Source organism: Mesorhizobium sp. CA4 (assembly GCF_020165075.1).
Taxonomy (GTDB): Bacteria; Pseudomonadota; Alphaproteobacteria; order Rhizobiales; family Rhizobiaceae; genus Mesorhizobium.
On the sequence record NZ_JAIUHK010000043.1, the window covers coordinates 1 to 15,394 of the forward strand.

Consider the following 15,394-nt stretch of genomic DNA (forward strand, 5'->3'; position numbering starts at 1 on the left):
GCGGGGTGGAGCAGCCCGGTAGCTCGTCAGGCTCATAACCTGAAGGTCACAGGTTCAAATCCTGTCCCCGCAACCAAATACAAAAAACGGCCCGCACAACGCGGGCCGTTTTGGTATTCGGCTGGAATGGCGGCATGGTGGCCGGCTGCTCACCCTTGCTCGCCGGATCGGGCAGGATCGCCTTGCGCCAATTCCTCCAAATAAGCACGCAGCGACCGCGGCTCCCGACCCAAGATCGCACGTAGCGTCAGTGGGTTGCCGAGCAGGCCGTGGCGATCGTAGTGATCGAACATGACCCTCAAGCCCGGAGGAACATCGCCGAGCACATCGCGATCGCGGCGCTCCACAATTTCATGGCCCAGCACATCGCTCATCAGCGCAGCGACGTTGAGACGGTTAAGATGCCCAAGCGCGCGAACGTTCCAAAAAGCAGCCGGTCTTCGGTTAGGGCTATCGCGGCGACCTCGGCGACATCGCGATAGTCGACCAGCGAAAAGCGTGTCCCGGACGACCAGGGCTCCGCAAGCATGCCCTCCTTCACGACTTTGGGCCAGAATGCCGCGTGGTTCTGGAAGTAGCGCGCCGGATGGAGGAACGTATATTCCAGGCCGGAGCTGAGAATCGCCTCCTCGACCGGCGCTTTGGCGACATGATTGACGAGGTCCGAAAGCACCGGATGGATCACGGCCGAGAACACGAACCGGCGCACGCCGGCGTCGATAGCGGCCTCCACGACTTTCTTTCCCACATCAGCCTCGGCGGGGATGAAGGCTGGGGCGATATAGAAGACGGCGCCCACATCCTTGAGCGCCGCATCCAAAGCTGCACGATCGCGCAAATCGCCGATGGCCACCTCGGTTGCGCCGTGACGGCGTACCAGTTCAGCCTGCTCGGGCTTGCGGACGAAGGCACGGACGCGCGCACCCCGGGCGGCAAGGGCGGGAATGACGCTGCCCGCAAAATTTCCCGCTGCTCCGAAGGCGAGAATCATCATGATCATGTTCCTGCGTGTCTCGTGACGATCACGGATCTGTTCGGGCCAGTGGCCCTCAGCCCAATCTGGTTCCCGCGACCGGGATGTCACCTCCCCGCCGGTATATTTTTCGGGTAGCGCTTCAGGTCGCATAGGATGAGTTGGCGCGAAGGCGCGCCGCGTTCGGATGGTTTCGTGTTTCGTAGTCGCGAAACCCGTTCGTGGGCAGGCTGGCCTCGGGCTTTTTTGCTGATGTGCATTAACGTCCGAAATCCCGACAAGTATTCGCCCTTGGCGATCTCGAATGAACGCAACCAAACTGACGGAGACAAAGATGCGGCAAGCGCTGATCGTATGGGGCGGCTGGGAAGGGCATGAACCCGAAGCCGGGGCGCGCGTCGTCAAGACGATGCTCGAGGAAGAAGGCTTTGCCGTGCGCGTCGAAAATACGACAGCGGCGTTCGCCGATCCGGCGATCGCCGATCTCAGCCTGATCGTGCCGATCTATACCATGTCCAAGCTCACCAGGGCCGAAGAAGCCAACCTGACCGAGGCGGTCCAAAACGGCGTCGGCCTCGGCGGCTATCATGGCGGCATGGGCGACGCTTTTCGCGAATCAACGAACTATCAGTTCATGTGCGGCGGCCAGTGGGTCGCGCATCCCGGCAACATCATCGACTATCGAGTGAACATCGTGCGGCGCGACGACCCGATCATGCAGGGGATCGAGGATTTCCCCTACCGCTCCGAGCAGTATTACATGCATGTCGATCCATCCAACGAGGTGCTGGCGACCACCACTTTTTCCGGCGACCACGCGCCGTGGATCGACGGCGTCGTCATGCCGGTGGTGTGGAAGCGGCGACACGGCAATGGGCGGGTGTTCTATCAGTCGCTGGGTCACGTGGCCTCGGAATTCCAAGTACCGCAGGTGCGCGCCATCTTGCGCCGCGGGCTGGTCTGGGCGGCACGCTGAGTGGCTGGTGCAACCGGCTAAACGCTCTCCAGATAGGTCTCGATCTCGAAGTCGCTGACGTTGAGCGCGAAAGTGTTCAGCTCCTGGCGCTTGCAGGCGATGAAGGCGTCGCGCAGCACATCCGGGAAGATCTCGGCGACACGCGGGCCGGCCTCGAAAGCGGCGATCGCCGAGGCCCAATCCGGCGGCAGCTTGGCGAGTGCCAGCCCCTGACCCTCGCCGCCGGTCGGCTCGCCGGGCGAGAGCTGGCGCTCGATGCCGATCAACGCCGCGCCGAGAATCGCCGCCAGCACCAGATAGGGATTGGCGTCGGCGCCGGAGACGCGATGTTCGATTCGCCGCGCGGCCGACGGGCCACCCGGAATGCGGATCGCCACCATGCGGTTTTCATAACCCCAAGCGACGGCGGTCGGCGCATAGGATCTGGGCCGCAGCCGGCGGTAGGAATTGAAATGCGGTGCGAATACCAGCGTGCTTTGCGCCATCGCGGCAAGCAGGCCGCCGACCGCGTGGCGCATGGCATCGGAGCCCTGATCCGAGCCGTCGTCGAAGATGTTGCGGCCGTCCTTGTCGAGGACGCTGAAATGGACGTGGAAACCATTGCCGGCGCGCTCGCCATAAGGTTTGGCCATGAAGCAGGCGGCGAAGCCATGCTTACGCGCGATGCCCTTGACGGTGCGCTTGAAGAGCACGGCGTCGTCCGCAGCGCGCAAGGCATCCGGCACATGGTTGAGATTGATCTCGAACTGGCCGACGCCGTTCTCGGCGATTGCGGTGTCGACCGGAATGTCCTGCATGCGGCAGGCTTCGTAGATATCGTGGATGAAGCCTTCGAAATCGTCGACCTCATCGATCGAGAGCGCCGCGTCGGAATCGAGGCGCCGCCCGGTCACCGGTGAAACCGGCCCGACCGGCCGCTGTGATGTCGGGTCGACAAGATAGAATTCGAGTTCGGTCGCGGTGACGGGCGTCAGGCCGAGCGCGGCGTAGCGGTCGAGGATGCGGGCAAGCGCGCGACGCGGGTCGCCAAGATAGGGGGCACCGCTGTCGTCCGCCAGCCAGACCGGCAACAGCGCCGTCGGATGCGCCGTCCAGTTGACGGGCAGTATGCCGCGACCCGTCCAATGGCAAAGCCCGTCGGCGTCGCCGGTCGAGAACACCTGGGCGTTACCTTCGATGTCCTCGCCCCATATGTCCAGCCCGATGGCCGAATAGGGCATGCGCAGCTTGCCTTCGAGTGCCTTGCGCGCCTGTTCGACCGGAATGCGCTTGCCGCGCATGATGCCGTTCAGGTCGCACACCGCTGCCCGCAGGCTCTGGATGTCCTTCCTGCTGTCCAGCCACTTCAAAACGTCCGCAATCGCATCGCTCAATTTCCAGCCCCTGTTTCTCTAGGTGCTGTAGCCCTGCCGGCTACCACATCCATTTTCAGCTTGTGAGTTCGTGAAGATCAGAACGGCCGACGCCGGGCTGATTATCTTCATTTTTTCAATTCACTAGCTGGGATATCGGGCGGCATTTCGGGTCAACATTGTGCGATCTGCGATCGCAACATAGCGGCCCGACCGACGAAAGCCAAGCCGGATTCGAAGTCGGCTTGTTGCGGCTTGTCAGCGGTGCGGTTCCGGAAACTTGACCTGGCCGAGGATGTGGGCCGCGCCCTCGGCGATATCGCGCACGATCGCGGCCCGCGCCCGCTCACCGTCGCCGGCCCCGATCGCCGCCACGACCTCCTCGTGGTAGTCGATGCCGAGAATGCCGGCCAAGTCATCCTCGAAGCCGATGTGCAGGTTGCGCAGGAAAGGGCCAACCTGCATCCATACCGTCTCGATCAGGAAGATCATCTGCTCGTTGCCGCAACGGCGGTAGATCGAGAATTTGAAGTCGTGGTTCTTGCGCAGATAGTCGTCGATGTCGCCGCTGCGGGCGGCCTGGGTGAGCTCGGCGCAATGACGGCGGATGGCGCGCAGATTGTTGCCGTTGATGAGTTTGGTGGCAAGCTCGGTGGCCGTGCCTTCCAGGATCGTGCGCACGTCGGTCAGCTGCTGGAAGCGGTCGGCCGAAATCAGCGGCACCTCGACGCTGCCGTTCGGCATCGGGCTCAGCGCCCTCAGCGCCTGCAGCCGCATGAAGGCGCTGCGCACAGGCATGTCGCTGGTGCCGAGCTCCTTGGCGAGCTTGCGCGAGGTCAGCTTCTGGCCAGGCCGGAGCTGACCCGACATCAGCGCCCGCACCAGTTCCAGATAGACTTTTTCATGCAGCGGAACGGTATCGACAGCGGTCAGTCCGAATTGCGATTTGTCGGCCATTGGCGATGAGCTGCTTGATCGGTCCTGAAACTTGTTTCGTCACGATCCGACGCGGGGAATAGCTCGCCGCCGCCGGGATACCTAGCCGGTCGTTCGGCCGCACGATAGACGGTGAACGCGAACCGCCGCAAGGGCGGCCGGGAGTTGCTATCCGATCCGCGCGTCGATGATCTCGACGAAGCGCGCGAACAGGCCGGCCTGCGATTTGATCTTCAGCTTGCGGTAGATGTTGCGGCGGTGGACCTTGACGGTCCCCGGCACGATGCGCAGCGCCCTGGCGATCGATTCCGTGGAGTGGCCCTGAAGCACCAGGTCGACGACCTGCTTTTCGCGCGAGGTCAAGGACAGGCTTTTCCAAATATGCGCCCGGTCGAGCTCGTTGGTCATCGCGATGATATCGCCGGAGGGTTGGGCCGCAACGTCGCCTGTAGGCAAAGACGGCCAGCGCTGCTTGCAGAAACCGATCACCGCCGGCGCCATGTCACGCAGTAGCCTGGCATCCGCCGTTCCGAACGGCCCGGTGGCGCGCAGCCGCATCAGCGAGAGCACCAGCGCATCCTTGCCGGCCAGCGGCACGAAGAAGCCGACCTCCTCGGCAAGTCTGGTCTGGCTGTAATAGGAGCGGTAGTATTCGCTGGCATAGAAGCGGTCCGGCGCGAGCTCGCGCATGCGCCAGAAACCCTCCTTGCGCTCGACCGCGGCGTGGTGGAACGGGTCGAGCAGATAGGGCCCTTCCTGATAGAGCGCGACGAAGATGTGGCTTTCGGCCGGCGAGAAGGTCTCGAACAGGAGCGGCGGCCGCGCAGCACCGCGATAGCCGAAGATCACGCAGTGATCGAAACGGACATGCCCGCGCAGCCAGCCGACGATCGCCTTGCCGAAATGGTCGCCGGTCTCGCGCGATGCGGCGATCACGGCGGCCAAGGCATTGTAGTCGTCACTGCGGGAGGCAGCCATTCATACCCCTCTAAACGATAAAATCGGCTAAATATACCACCTGCGAGGTATATACTAGATGCTGTTGGCTCTGATAGCGTCACGACATTGCCTCACGCTGTCGCTGGAGCCCGTGGCTTGACTGCAGTGCCCGATATCGAATTTCGCGCGGTCACCAAGCGCTATGGCGCCGTCACCGCGGTGAGCGGCATCGACCTTGCCATTCCGCCTTCCGCCTTCGTCGCTTTGCTCGGCCCTTCCGGCTGCGGCAAGACGACCTGCCTGCGCATGATCGGCGGCTTCGAGCAGCCGAGCGAAGGCCAGGTGCTGATCCGCGGCCGCGACATGGCGGGAACGCCGCCCTACCGGCGCCCGGTCAACATGGTGTTCCAGCAATATGCGCTCTTCCCGCATCTCGATGTCGAGGAGAACATCTCCTATGGGCTGCGCCAGGCGAGGCCCAGGCTGTCGTCGCGCGAGATCGCCTTAAGGGCAGGCGAGGCGCTGTCGATGGTGCAGCTCGCCGGCTACGGGCGCCGCAAGATCCACGAGCTTTCCGGCGGCCAGCAGCAGCGCGTGGCGCTCGCCCGTGCACTGGTCAACAAGCCGGCGGTGCTGTTGCTCGACGAGCCGCTGGCGGCGCTCGACAAGAAGCTGCGCACCGACATGCAGATCGAGCTGCAGAACCTGCAGCGCGAGATCGGCATCACCTTCGTGCTGGTCACCCACGACCAGGAGGAGGCTCTGTCGATGAGCGACTTCGTCTGCGTCATGAATGGCGGCCGCGTTGTGCAGCTCGGACAGCCGAGCGAGATCTATGATGAACCGGCCGACCTGTTCGTCGCGGATTTCGTCGGCAAGACCAATCTTCTCAGCGGCAAGGTGGCCGGGCTCTCGGGTGACCTCGTCGATGTCGCGCTTGCAGACGGCACGGTGATTGCAGCGCGGAAGCGGGTGCCGCTCAGCCGCGGCGAGGCCGTCTCTGTCAGCCTGCGGCCGGAATCGCTCAGACTTTCGGCGCCTGGAAGCGGCGCTTTTAAGGGCATAGTGCGCAACCGCATCTTCCTGGGCTCGACGGCGGAATACGCGATCGAGGTCCAGGGCATAGGATCGCTGCTCGCCAAGGCCGACCATGTGATGGGCCAGGGCAATCTCTTCAAGCCGGGCGAACCCGTCGCCATCGGCTTTGCCGCCGGAGCGCCGCTGGCGTTTCCGCACGCCAATAATAACGGGACAAACCAGAGGGAAGACCAACATGCCGAAATCCTATCGTGATGGACTGCCGATAACCCCCGATAAATTCATCGACCAGTTGATGCGCCTGAAGCGCGGTTCGATCAGCCGGCGCGACTTCCTCGGCCTCACCGGCCTTGGTGTCGCCACCGCCGTGATGGCGCGCGAGCTTGGCATCATGCCGACGCCGGCCTATGCCGCAGAGAACCTCGGCGACCGCATGTCGATCGCCACCTGGCCGAACTACCACGACCCGCAGACGTTCGAGAATTTCAAGGCCGAGACGGGCGTCGCCGTCGAGGTCAACGTCTTCGGCTCGAACGAGGAGATGCTGGCCAAGCTGCAGGCCGGCGGCTCGGGCTGGAGCCTGTTCGTGCCGACCAACTACACCATCTCGACCTACAAGAAGCTCGGCATCATCGAGCCGCTGGACATGGCGAAGCTTACGAATTTCGACGGCAAGTCTGAAGATGCGCGGTTCACCGCTGAAGGCACGATCGACGGCACGATCTATGCGGTGCCGAAGAACTGGGGCACGACCGGCTTCGCGGTCAACACTAAGAAGCTCGCGAAGCCGATGTCGAGCTGGAAGGAGTTCTGGGACACGGCCATGGCGGAAGCCGACGGCCGCACCATGGTGCATGACTATCAGCTCACCACCATCGGCAATGCGCTGAAATATTACGGCTATTCGTTCAACTCGCTGAAGCAGGACGAACTCGCCAAGGCCGAAGAGCTGCTGCTCAAGGTCAAACCGCATCTGTTCGCGGTGTCGAGCGACTACCAGCCGGCAATGCGCGCCGGCGATGCGTGGATGACCATGTGCTGGACCAATGACGGGGCACAGCTCCATCGCGACATTCCCGAGATCGCCTATGTGCTCGGCAAGGAGGGCGGCGAGATCTGGACCGACTTCTACGCCATCCCGAAGGACGCGCCGAACAAGCCGGCCGGCTATGCGCTGCTCAACTATCTAATGAACCCGAAGGTGGCGGTGAAGGAGCATCTGGCCAATGGCGCACCCTCGACCGACGCGCGCGTCAACGCGCTGCTGCCCAAGGAAGTGCTCGACAACCCGATCCTCTATCCGGCAGCCGACCTGTTGAAGCCGCTGGAGTTCGGCGCCGCCGCGACGCTCACCGATCCGGGCCGCGCCGAGCTGATGGCGCGCTTCAAGTCGGCTTGAGCGAGACCGGCCACAAACTCGATCCAGATAATGCGACCGGCGGGCAAATGCCCGCCGGCTCCCAACCGGCTTTCCCGATGCGCCGCAGTCTCTTTCGCAAAAACCTCGTGACGGCGCTGCTGCTTACTCCGGCGGCACTGTGGCTGGTCGTGTTCCTGGTGCTGCCCTTCGTCGCCATCGCCATTTTCAGCGTCGGCGAGCGGGCGCCGGAGGGCGGCTACCAAGCCGCGCTGACCTTGGCGCAATACGCCAACCTGCCGGCACGGGCGACCGCCTTCTGGAACACCATGGTGCTGGCGCCGGCCGGCGCTTTGGCCTGCCTGCTCGTCGCCTATCCGGTCGCCTATTATCTTGCGCTGCGTGCGCCGCAGCGCTGGCGGCTGATCCTGCTTGCGCTGATCGTCATCCCGTTCTGGACCAGTCTCCTGATGCGCACCTATGCCTGGATGTACATCCTTGGCGGGCGCGGCATCCCGGCTTTGCTCGCCTATGTCGGCATCGAGGATCTGAGGCTGATCAACACGCCGGGGGCGGTGCTGCTCGGCATCGTCTACGGCTACCTGCCGCTGATGATCTTGCCGATCTATGTCAGCCTGGAACGGCTCGACCGGCGCCTGCTGGAGGCCTCGGCCGATCTCGGTGCTACGCCGCTGTCGACCTTCCTTGGCGTGACGCTGAGACTTTCGTTGCCCGGCGTCATGACCGGCTTCTCGCTGGTGATGATCCTTTTGCTCGGCGAATATCTGATCCCGACATTGCTCGGCGGCGGCAAGGTGTTCTTCATCGGCAACGCGCTGGTGGATCTCTTCCTGCAATCGCGCAACTGGCCGTTCGGATCGGCCATCGCCATCACGCTGGTGCTGGTCTCGGTGGTAGTGCTGATCGTCGCCAACCGCATCTCGACCCGGCTTTCGGGCGCACGCCGGGTGGACCTGGTCTGATGCGCGCCTTCGTCGTCGCCGTCTTTGCCTTCCTCTATCTGCCGATCGCGCTGGTCGTGCTGTTCTCCTTCAATGCCGGCCACCATGCTAGCGAATTCACCGGCTTTTCGGTACAATGGTATGGCAAGGCCCTATCCAATCCCTTCCTAGTCGAGGCGCTGAAGAACAGCCTGTTCATCGCCACGACGAGCGCGTTGCTCGCGGCCTTCTGCGGCACGGCCGCGGCGCTCGGGCTGCAGCGCGTCGGCGCGCGGACGCGGGCTCTGTTCGATGCATTGCTGGGCGCGGCGATCGTCGTCCCGGGCGTCGTTATCGGCATCTCGACGCTCGTGGCGCTGGTGCAGCTTTTCGCTATCGTCAATCCGTTCCTCGCTTCGCTCTGGCCGACCGACCAGCCGCCGCGGCTTTCGCTGGGCTACGGCTCGATCATCGCCGCGCACGGCCTGTTCTCGATGGCTCTGGTGACGATGATCGTCGGCACGCGGCTGAGCAGCCTCGATCGCAATCTGGTCGAGGCTTCGAGCGATCTCTACGCCACGCCATTGACGACGTTCCGCTCGATCGTGCTGCCGCAGATCATGCCGGCGGTGATTGCCGGTTTCCTGCTCGCCTTCACCTTCTCCTTCGACGACTTCATCATCGCCTTCTTCGTCGCCGGCGCTCAGACGACGCTGCCGATCTATGTCTTCGCCTCGATCCGGCGCGGCGTGACGCCTGAGATCAACGCCATCGCGACGATCGTGCTCTGCGCGTCGGTCCTGCTCGTGCTGCTGGCGCAATGGCAGCTCGGCCGACGGAAGCCATCGCCTTGAGAGACCAATCCATGATCTTGAAAGACCGTATCGCCATTGTCACCGGAGCCGGATCTGGCATCGGGCGCGCCGGCGCGATGATCATGGCGCGGGAGGGGGCAGTCGTGGTGATCGCGGATCGGGACCCGGCGGCGGGCGAAGCCACCGCTTCGGACATCCGCGAAACCGGCGGCCGCGCCGAGGCCGTCGCCACCGATGTCGGCAATGATGCAGCCGTCGAACGCCTCATCGAGGGAACGCTCGGCAGGTATGGCCGGATCGATATCCTGCACAGCCATGCCGGCATCCAGGTCGGCGGCACGCTGACGGAAGTGGGCACCGACGGCATGGACGCCTCATGGCGGATCAATGTGCGGGCGCAATTCCTGGCGGCCAAAACCGTCATGCCGGCGATGATCGCGCAAGGCGGCGGCGTCATCCTCAACACGGCGTCCAATTCCGGCGTGTTCTACGACCGCGAGATGATCGCCTATGCCACCTCCAAACACGCCGTCGTGGCGATGACCCGGCAGATGTCGCTCGATTATGCCAAGCACAATGTGCGCATCAATGCGCTCTGCCCGGGCTGGGTCGACACGCCGTTCAACGAGCCATTCATCGCGCAGATGGGCGGGCGCGACGCGATCGAAAATTATGTCCGCACTAAGATCCCGATGGGGCGCTGGGCGAGCGCGGAGGAGATCGCGGAGGCCATTCTGTTCCTCGTCTCCGATCGTTCGTCCTTCATGACCGGACAGGCGCTGGTGGTCGATGGCGGCGAGAGTATCGGCTGAGGAGCGCTTGGCAAATCGCCTACCGGTCGTTGGGATTTCCGAATGCCGGATCGCGGCGCCGCGAGTAGGTGTCGATGCGCGGCAGATCGTCGGCGAATTCCAGCCAAGGCAGCCGAAGGCGCCAATAGGCGTGGGCGTGCGGCTTGAACCGTTCCGGATGATCGAAGAAGCCGATCGTGACATGGAGTTCGTCGCTCAGCCCTTCGTCGCTATAGGTGATCGAAGTGCCGCATTTCTCGCAAAAGGTGCGAACGACACCTTTCGTTCTCGAGAAGCTCCGGGGTTGACCGCGCGTGAAGCGGAACTGGTCCGGACGGTAGCCGATCCAGATGGTCAGCGGGCTGCCAATCGCGCGCCGGCAGTCATCGTCGTGATCGAAGCAGATCCAGAACGGATCGCCCTGCATCTCGGCGGCAACCGCTCCGCAAAAACATGCGCCCGTATCGCTCCTGCTGTCCATCTGATCACTCCTGGTTGTTTCGGGATCGTTTGGCCGGCGGCGCATATGGGGAACAATACAAGCAGGTACCCGGTTCCCTCCGCCCGATTGGGCCAGCAATGTGCAGCGGTTTCATGGGCGGGCTTGCGCTGCGAGCAACGATCGGCCAAACCATGGACCAGGTTCTCGACAAGGCTTGTCATGCGAGCGGTAGAAAGGCTTTCCCCCACCCGGCCGTTTCCAGTTGCGGTCGCAATGGCGCGCGCTTTGGCGGAGTGCCGCTGATCATGCGCAGCTGCCGCCACGAGAACCTGCAGCGCGCGGAGGAAACCAAGGTTGGCTCGCATGTCGTTCGCGACGGCTGGACCGAAGGGGTGGAAGGCGCTGCGCACCCGGCCTTTCGGCCGGTCATCAGGCGGGCGTCCGTCCTCGGATAACGCAGCTTAGATAACGCCCTACCGGAACGGACATGCCCGCCGAAGCGATCTCTCCTTCGTACGGACATGACCAATGCCTGACAATCTGAACACCTCATATGCCGGCGCGGACACGCAAAGCTGGCTGAAAACGCATGCGATCAACGAAGTCGAGTGCTTCGTGCCGGACGTCAACGGCGTGCTGCGCGGCAAGACCTTGCCGGTCGCCAAATTCCTGAAGTCGCTCGACGACCGCGCGCTCTATCTGCCGAGCAGCGCCTTCCTGGTCGCCATCGATGGCCGCTATTCCGGCTCTGTCGATGAAGGCTTCGCCTACCAAGATCCGGACATGCGCATGGTGCCGGACGTTTCGAGCCTGTGCCTTGCGCCCGGCAGCGCGGGCCGAGCCTATGTTTTCGCCGACACGTTCCACATGGATGACCGGCCGTGGATGGCTTCGCCGCGCCATGTGCTGAAAGCCGTGCTCGACCTTTATGAGAAGCGCGGCTGGCGTGCGGTGATGGCGCCGGAGCTCGAATTCTACCTGACGGCGCCAAATCCCAACCCCGATCAGCCTTTGACCGCACCGATCGGGCGCAACGGGCGGCCGGAAAGCGTGCAGCATCCTTACGACATGCAGGCGATGGAGGAGTTTGAAGCGGTGACGCGGCAGCTCTATCAGCATGCCGCCATCACCGGCTTGCCGGTGGAGACGCTGATCCACGAATCCGGCACGGCGCAGCTCGAGATCAATCTCGTGCATGGCGATCCGCTGACGCTTGCCGATCAGGTGCTTCTGTTCAAGCGTCTGGCGCGGCAGATCGCGCAGGCGAACGGCATGCACGCCACCTTCATGGCCAAGCCGATCGCCGCGCAGGCGGGCAGCGCCATGCATCTGCACATGTCGATCGTCGACAGGAAGGGCGAGCCTTTGTTTGCCGGCGGAGACGGCGAGGACAGCGAGATGTTCGCGCACTTCATCGGCGGCCTGCAGAAATATATCCCTGAAATCATGCCGCTGTTCGCGCCGCATGCGAATTCCTACCGGCGCATCCGACCCGGCCACAGCGCGCCGGCCAATATCGAATGGTCGCACGACAACCGTTCCTGCGGTCTGCGCGTGCCGCTGGGCGGCCGCGCCGCGCGCCGCATCGAGAACCGGCTGCCGGGGGCGGACGCCAACCCCTATCTCGCCATGGCCGGCTCGCTGATCGCCGGCTATCTCGGCATCGAGGAGAAGCTTGCGCGCTCGGAGGAGGCCTTCGGCAACGCCTATAAGAGCAAGAGCACACTGCCGAAGACGATGGAGGAAGCGCTGGATCGTTTCGCCGCCTGCGAGCCCGTGCGGGCGCTGCTCGGCGAGGATTTCTGCCAGACCTATCTGCGCGTGAAGAGCGTCGAGCTCGACCTGTTCCAGAGCGTCGTGACGTCCTGGGAACGCGACCATCTGCTGCTCAAAGTGTGACCATGGCTTCGGATTCGACAGGTTTCAATTCCGGTCTCGACGTCGACAAGTCCTACTATGTCGCTACCGCCAACCCGGCGCCCGAGCATCCGGCGCTTGCAGGCGATGTCGAGGCCGATCTGGTGGTGGTTGGCGGCGGCTGCACGGGCCTGTCGGCGGCGCTGCATGCGGCCGAGCGTGGTCTTGACGTGGTGCTGCTCGAAGGCGGCAAGATCGGCTGGGGCGCCTCGGGCCGCAATGGCGGCCAGATGATCCCCGGCCTGCGCAAGGGTGCCAGGGGCCTGGTCAGAAGCTTTGGGCCGGAACGGGCGAAGGCGCTGTTCGATCTGGCTTTCGAGGCGCGTGGGCTGGTGCTCGACATCATCGAGCGCCACGGCATCGAATGCGACTTGCGCCAGACCGGCCATCTGGTCGGCGCGGTCAGCGCTTCGGATATGCGCGACTTCGAGGAAGAGGCCCAATGTCTCGCCAAGGTGATGAACTTCACCGACGTCGAGATCCTGTCGGCGGCTGAGGCGCGGCAGATGGTCGACACACCCTATCAAGGCGCGGTGTTGGAGCGGCTCGGCGGCCACATGCATCCGCTCAACTACACGCTGGGGCTTGCCCGCGCCGCTACCGCCGCCGGCGTCGTCATTCATGAGAACTCGGTCGCGGTGCGGCTGGAGCGCGAACCTTCCATCCGGGTGTTCACCGACAAGGGCTCGGTCCGCGCCAGGCATGTGGTGCTGGCCGGCGATGCGCTGCTTAAGGGATTGGAGCCGCGCGTCAACAGCCGCATCATGCCGGTCGGCAACTATATCGTCGCCACCGAGCCGTTGGGCGAGCGCAATGTCATCCCGGCCGATGTGGCCGTCTCGGACACCCTGTTCGTCGTCAACTACTACCGCATGTCGGCGGACGGACGCCTGCTGTTCGGCGGCGGCGAGCGCTACACGCCGTCGCCGCCGGCCGACATCGGCGGCTTCGTGCGGCCGCATATGGAAAAGACCTTTCCGCAGCTCAAGGGCTGCCGCATCGATCATGCCTGGGGCGGTCTGGTGTCCATCACCACGTCGCGCCTGCCGCATGTCGGCCACTATGGGGAGGTCTATTTCGCGCATGGCTATTCCGGCAAGGGCGTCATCCTGTCGACGCTGTCCGGCAAGCTCTTGGCGGAAGCGATCACGGGCGATGCCTCGCGGCTCGACCTATTCTCGACTTTGACGCCGCTGCCGTTCCCGGGCGGCACGGCGCTGCGCGGCCCACTCTATGTGCTCGGCATGTTGTGGTATGCGATGCGCGATCGCTTAAGGCACTAGGGGTCCATCGATATTCAGGTGAGGCCGGCCTGCAAATGGCGGCTTCCTGCGCTTCCGGTGCTCACGTACTTCAAGTACGCTCCGCTCCGGCCTTCGCCGGCCGAAGCCCTAACAAGCGTCTCCGCTCTATGAAGGCTACGGCCGGCGTAGGCCGGTTCTCGGAAGCCACCACTTTCGGCTCGGCCTGACCTGAATCTCGACAGACCCTGGGCTGGCTTTCGTATCCCTGGGGTGGCTATGTCTGCACGCCAGGGACGAAATCCCGGGAAGGAAGAGCGATGAACATCGAGCCGGGCCGACTGACCAAGAAAGAGCGCCATGAGCTGATCCTGTCGGAGGTTCGGCGCTCCGCCTCGATCCGTATATCGAGGCTTGCGCGTCGCATTGGGGTCGCCGGCGAGACCATCCGCCGCGACCTGATCGAGCTCGGCGAAGCCGGGCTCATCAACCGCACCTATGGCGGCGCCACCATTTCGCTGGTGACGTCGGAACCGGTGGTCGCCGAACGCGGCCTCACCATGATGGAGGAGCGGGCCCGCATCGGCCGCGGTGCCGCCGGACTCATCGAGAAAGGCCGCATCGTGATGATCGATGGCGGCTCGACGACCTATGAGGTCGCGCGCAGCCTCTCGCAGCTTGGGCGGGATCTGACGATCATCACCAACTCCGTCGGCGTCGCTTCGGTGGCCGGCGCCAATCCGGGCTTCCGCGTCATTCTTTGCCCCGGCACCTATGACAGCCGCGAGGCCGCCGTGCTCGGCGAGGACACGGTGGAATTCGTGCGCCGCTACAATGCCGACGTCGCCATCATCGGCGCCTCGGCGCTGAATGCCGAAGGGCCGAGCGACATGATCTCGGGCGCGGCGGCGGTGAAGCGGGCGATGATGCGGCGATCTCTGTCGACGATGCTGGTCGTGACCAACGACAAGTTCGGCCGCACCGGCCTCGAACGCATCTGCGCGCTGAGCGAGATTTCCGACGTCGTCACCGATCGCGAGCCGGCGGCGGCGCTGCGCGCCGCGATCGACGAGGCAGGCGGCGAGCTGCACGTCTTTGCCGAAAGCTGAATAGATAACCGGTTAAGCGTCGCGGTTTGTCAGCGCGATGTGGCAGCAGCCGGAGCCATGGCCCGGCGTCCAGGTGACATTGTCGAAGCGCACGCCGGTCGCCTCAAACAGGCCGCGATCGAAGGCGCCGGCGATGCGGCAGAGCGTGGCGAGTTTCTTCTCGCCGACGCCGGCCTCGACCCAGGCACCCTTCAGTGGGCAGCGCTTCACCTTGAAGGCGATATGGCCAGGCCCCCGCTCGACATCGGTCCGATAGATGCGGCCGCCATCCGGACTGACGGCGAGGAATGCGTCGCCGATTGCCGGCGCGTCATTGGGCCCGAAATCGGCGAAAGCGGCTGCTGCAACTTCCCGGCCGCGCTTCTCGATCGTGCGGATCATGACCGCTTCGGCCTGCTCGGCACCGAACTCGGCGGTCAGCTCGTCGAGGAAGAGACGGTAGAGGTCGGCGCGGTTGCGGAAGGCGGAGAAGAGCTCACGCGACAGTTTTTCGGCCCTGGCTGCTTCGGGATCGGTCATGATGTGTCCTGATTTGTCGTTTGACCATGATCTTGCCCGCAAACCGGG

General features: G+C 64.0%; 17 protein-coding genes. 10 read left to right on the plus strand and 7 right to left on the minus strand.

The features are described 5' to 3' along the window. Window positions 1-149 precede the first annotated feature (149 nt). Both LB528_RS26160 and LB528_RS26165 read right to left on the minus strand, forming a co-directional pair. Complete coding sequence (locus LB528_RS26160; RefSeq protein ID WP_224716812.1) at window positions 150-374, minus strand: hypothetical protein; 225 nt, start codon at window positions 372-374, stop codon at window positions 150-152. After that, complete coding sequence (locus LB528_RS26165; RefSeq protein WP_224716813.1) at window positions 374-994, minus strand: NmrA family NAD(P)-binding protein; 621 nt, start codon at window positions 992-994, stop codon at window positions 374-376. Before LB528_RS26165 ends, LB528_RS26160 begins: the two co-directional genes overlap by 1 nt. 313 nt (window positions 995-1,307) lie before the next feature. Between LB528_RS26165 and LB528_RS26170 the strand changes: the two genes are divergently transcribed. After that, complete coding sequence (locus tag LB528_RS26170) at window positions 1,308-1,949, plus strand: ThuA domain-containing protein (protein WP_224716850.1); 642 nt, start codon at window positions 1,308-1,310, stop codon at window positions 1,947-1,949. Window positions 1,950-1,966: 17 nt separating this feature from the next. Here the strand turns inward: LB528_RS26170 and LB528_RS26175 are convergent, their stop codons facing one another. The 3 genes from LB528_RS26175 to LB528_RS26185 form a co-directional block, all read right to left on the minus strand. Then, window positions 1,967-3,322, minus strand: a complete 1,356-nt coding sequence (locus tag LB528_RS26175) for a glutamine synthetase family protein (protein WP_224716814.1) — start codon at window positions 3,320-3,322, stop codon at window positions 1,967-1,969. Window positions 3,323-3,559: 237 nt separating this feature from the next. Next, the gene (locus LB528_RS26180) at window positions 3,560-4,258 is read right to left on the minus strand and encodes a GntR family transcriptional regulator (protein WP_224716815.1); all 699 of its coding nucleotides are present in this window, start codon (window positions 4,256-4,258) and stop codon (window positions 3,560-3,562) included. A 147-nt stretch (window positions 4,259-4,405) separates the two neighbouring features. Next, the gene (locus LB528_RS26185) at window positions 4,406-5,215 is read right to left on the minus strand and encodes a helix-turn-helix transcriptional regulator (protein ID WP_224716816.1); all 810 of its coding nucleotides are present in this window, start codon (window positions 5,213-5,215) and stop codon (window positions 4,406-4,408) included. Window positions 5,216-5,332: 117 nt separating this feature from the next. On the opposite strand from LB528_RS26185, the gene LB528_RS26190 reads away from it, so the two are divergent. Genes LB528_RS26190 through LB528_RS26210 form a run of 5 tightly spaced genes read left to right on the plus strand, consistent with a single transcriptional unit; the run spans window position 5,333 to window position 10,139 of the window. Further along, window positions 5,333-6,469, plus strand: coding sequence for an ABC transporter ATP-binding protein (locus tag LB528_RS26190; protein WP_224518590.1), 1,137 nt, complete (start codon window positions 5,333-5,335; stop codon window positions 6,467-6,469). After that, window positions 6,450-7,613, plus strand: coding sequence for a PotD/PotF family extracellular solute-binding protein (locus LB528_RS26195; protein WP_224518589.1), 1,164 nt, complete (start codon window positions 6,450-6,452; stop codon window positions 7,611-7,613). Before LB528_RS26190 ends, LB528_RS26195 begins: the two co-directional genes overlap by 20 nt. A gap of 47 nt (window positions 7,614-7,660) precedes the next feature. Next, window positions 7,661-8,554: an ABC transporter permease gene (locus LB528_RS26200; RefSeq protein ID WP_224716817.1), complete on the plus strand. Its 894-nt coding sequence runs from the start codon at window positions 7,661-7,663 to the stop codon at window positions 8,552-8,554. Continuing rightward, window positions 8,554-9,366 (plus strand): ABC transporter permease, encoded by an 813-nt coding sequence (locus LB528_RS26205; RefSeq protein ID WP_224716818.1) that lies wholly within the window; start codon window positions 8,554-8,556, stop codon window positions 9,364-9,366. Before LB528_RS26200 ends, LB528_RS26205 begins: the two co-directional genes overlap by 1 nt. Window positions 9,367-9,377: 11 nt before the next feature. Further along, the gene (locus tag LB528_RS26210; RefSeq protein ID WP_224716819.1) at window positions 9,378-10,139 is read left to right on the plus strand and encodes an SDR family NAD(P)-dependent oxidoreductase; all 762 of its coding nucleotides are present in this window, start codon (window positions 9,378-9,380) and stop codon (window positions 10,137-10,139) included. Between the two features lie 19 nt (window positions 10,140-10,158). Here the strand turns inward: LB528_RS26210 and LB528_RS26215 are convergent, their stop codons facing one another. After that, window positions 10,159-10,599, minus strand: a complete 441-nt coding sequence (locus tag LB528_RS26215; RefSeq protein ID WP_224716820.1) for a GFA family protein — start codon at window positions 10,597-10,599, stop codon at window positions 10,159-10,161. Window positions 10,600-10,712: 113 nt separating this feature from the next. Here LB528_RS26215 and LB528_RS26220 point away from each other — a divergent pair, with 113 nt between their 5' ends. The 4 genes from LB528_RS26220 (at window position 10,713) to LB528_RS26235 (ending at window position 14,827) form a co-directional block, all read left to right on the plus strand. After that, window positions 10,713-11,015 carry a hypothetical protein gene (locus tag LB528_RS26220; protein WP_224716821.1) on the plus strand — a complete coding sequence of 101 codons (303 nt, stop codon included), beginning with the start codon at window positions 10,713-10,715 and terminating at the stop codon, window positions 11,013-11,015. Window positions 11,016-11,088: 73 nt separating this feature from the next. Further along, window positions 11,089-12,459: a glutamine synthetase family protein gene (locus LB528_RS26225; RefSeq protein ID WP_224716822.1), complete on the plus strand. Its 1,371-nt coding sequence runs from the start codon at window positions 11,089-11,091 to the stop codon at window positions 12,457-12,459. A 2-nt stretch (window positions 12,460-12,461) separates the two neighbouring features. After that, on the plus strand, window positions 12,462-13,760 hold the full coding sequence (locus LB528_RS26230; protein ID WP_224716823.1) for an NAD(P)/FAD-dependent oxidoreductase: 1,299 nt from the start codon (window positions 12,462-12,464) through the stop codon (window positions 13,758-13,760). Between the two features lie 278 nt (window positions 13,761-14,038). Next, window positions 14,039-14,827, plus strand: coding sequence for a DeoR/GlpR family DNA-binding transcription regulator (locus LB528_RS26235; RefSeq protein WP_224716824.1), 789 nt, complete (start codon window positions 14,039-14,041; stop codon window positions 14,825-14,827). Between the two features lie 12 nt (window positions 14,828-14,839). Here LB528_RS26235 and LB528_RS26240 read toward each other — a convergent pair whose 3' ends face one another. Then, entirely contained in the window at window positions 14,840-15,346 is a 507-nt protein-coding gene (locus tag LB528_RS26240; RefSeq protein WP_224716825.1) for an L-2-amino-thiazoline-4-carboxylic acid hydrolase, read from the minus strand. Between the last annotated feature and the right edge of the window lie 48 nt (window positions 15,347-15,394).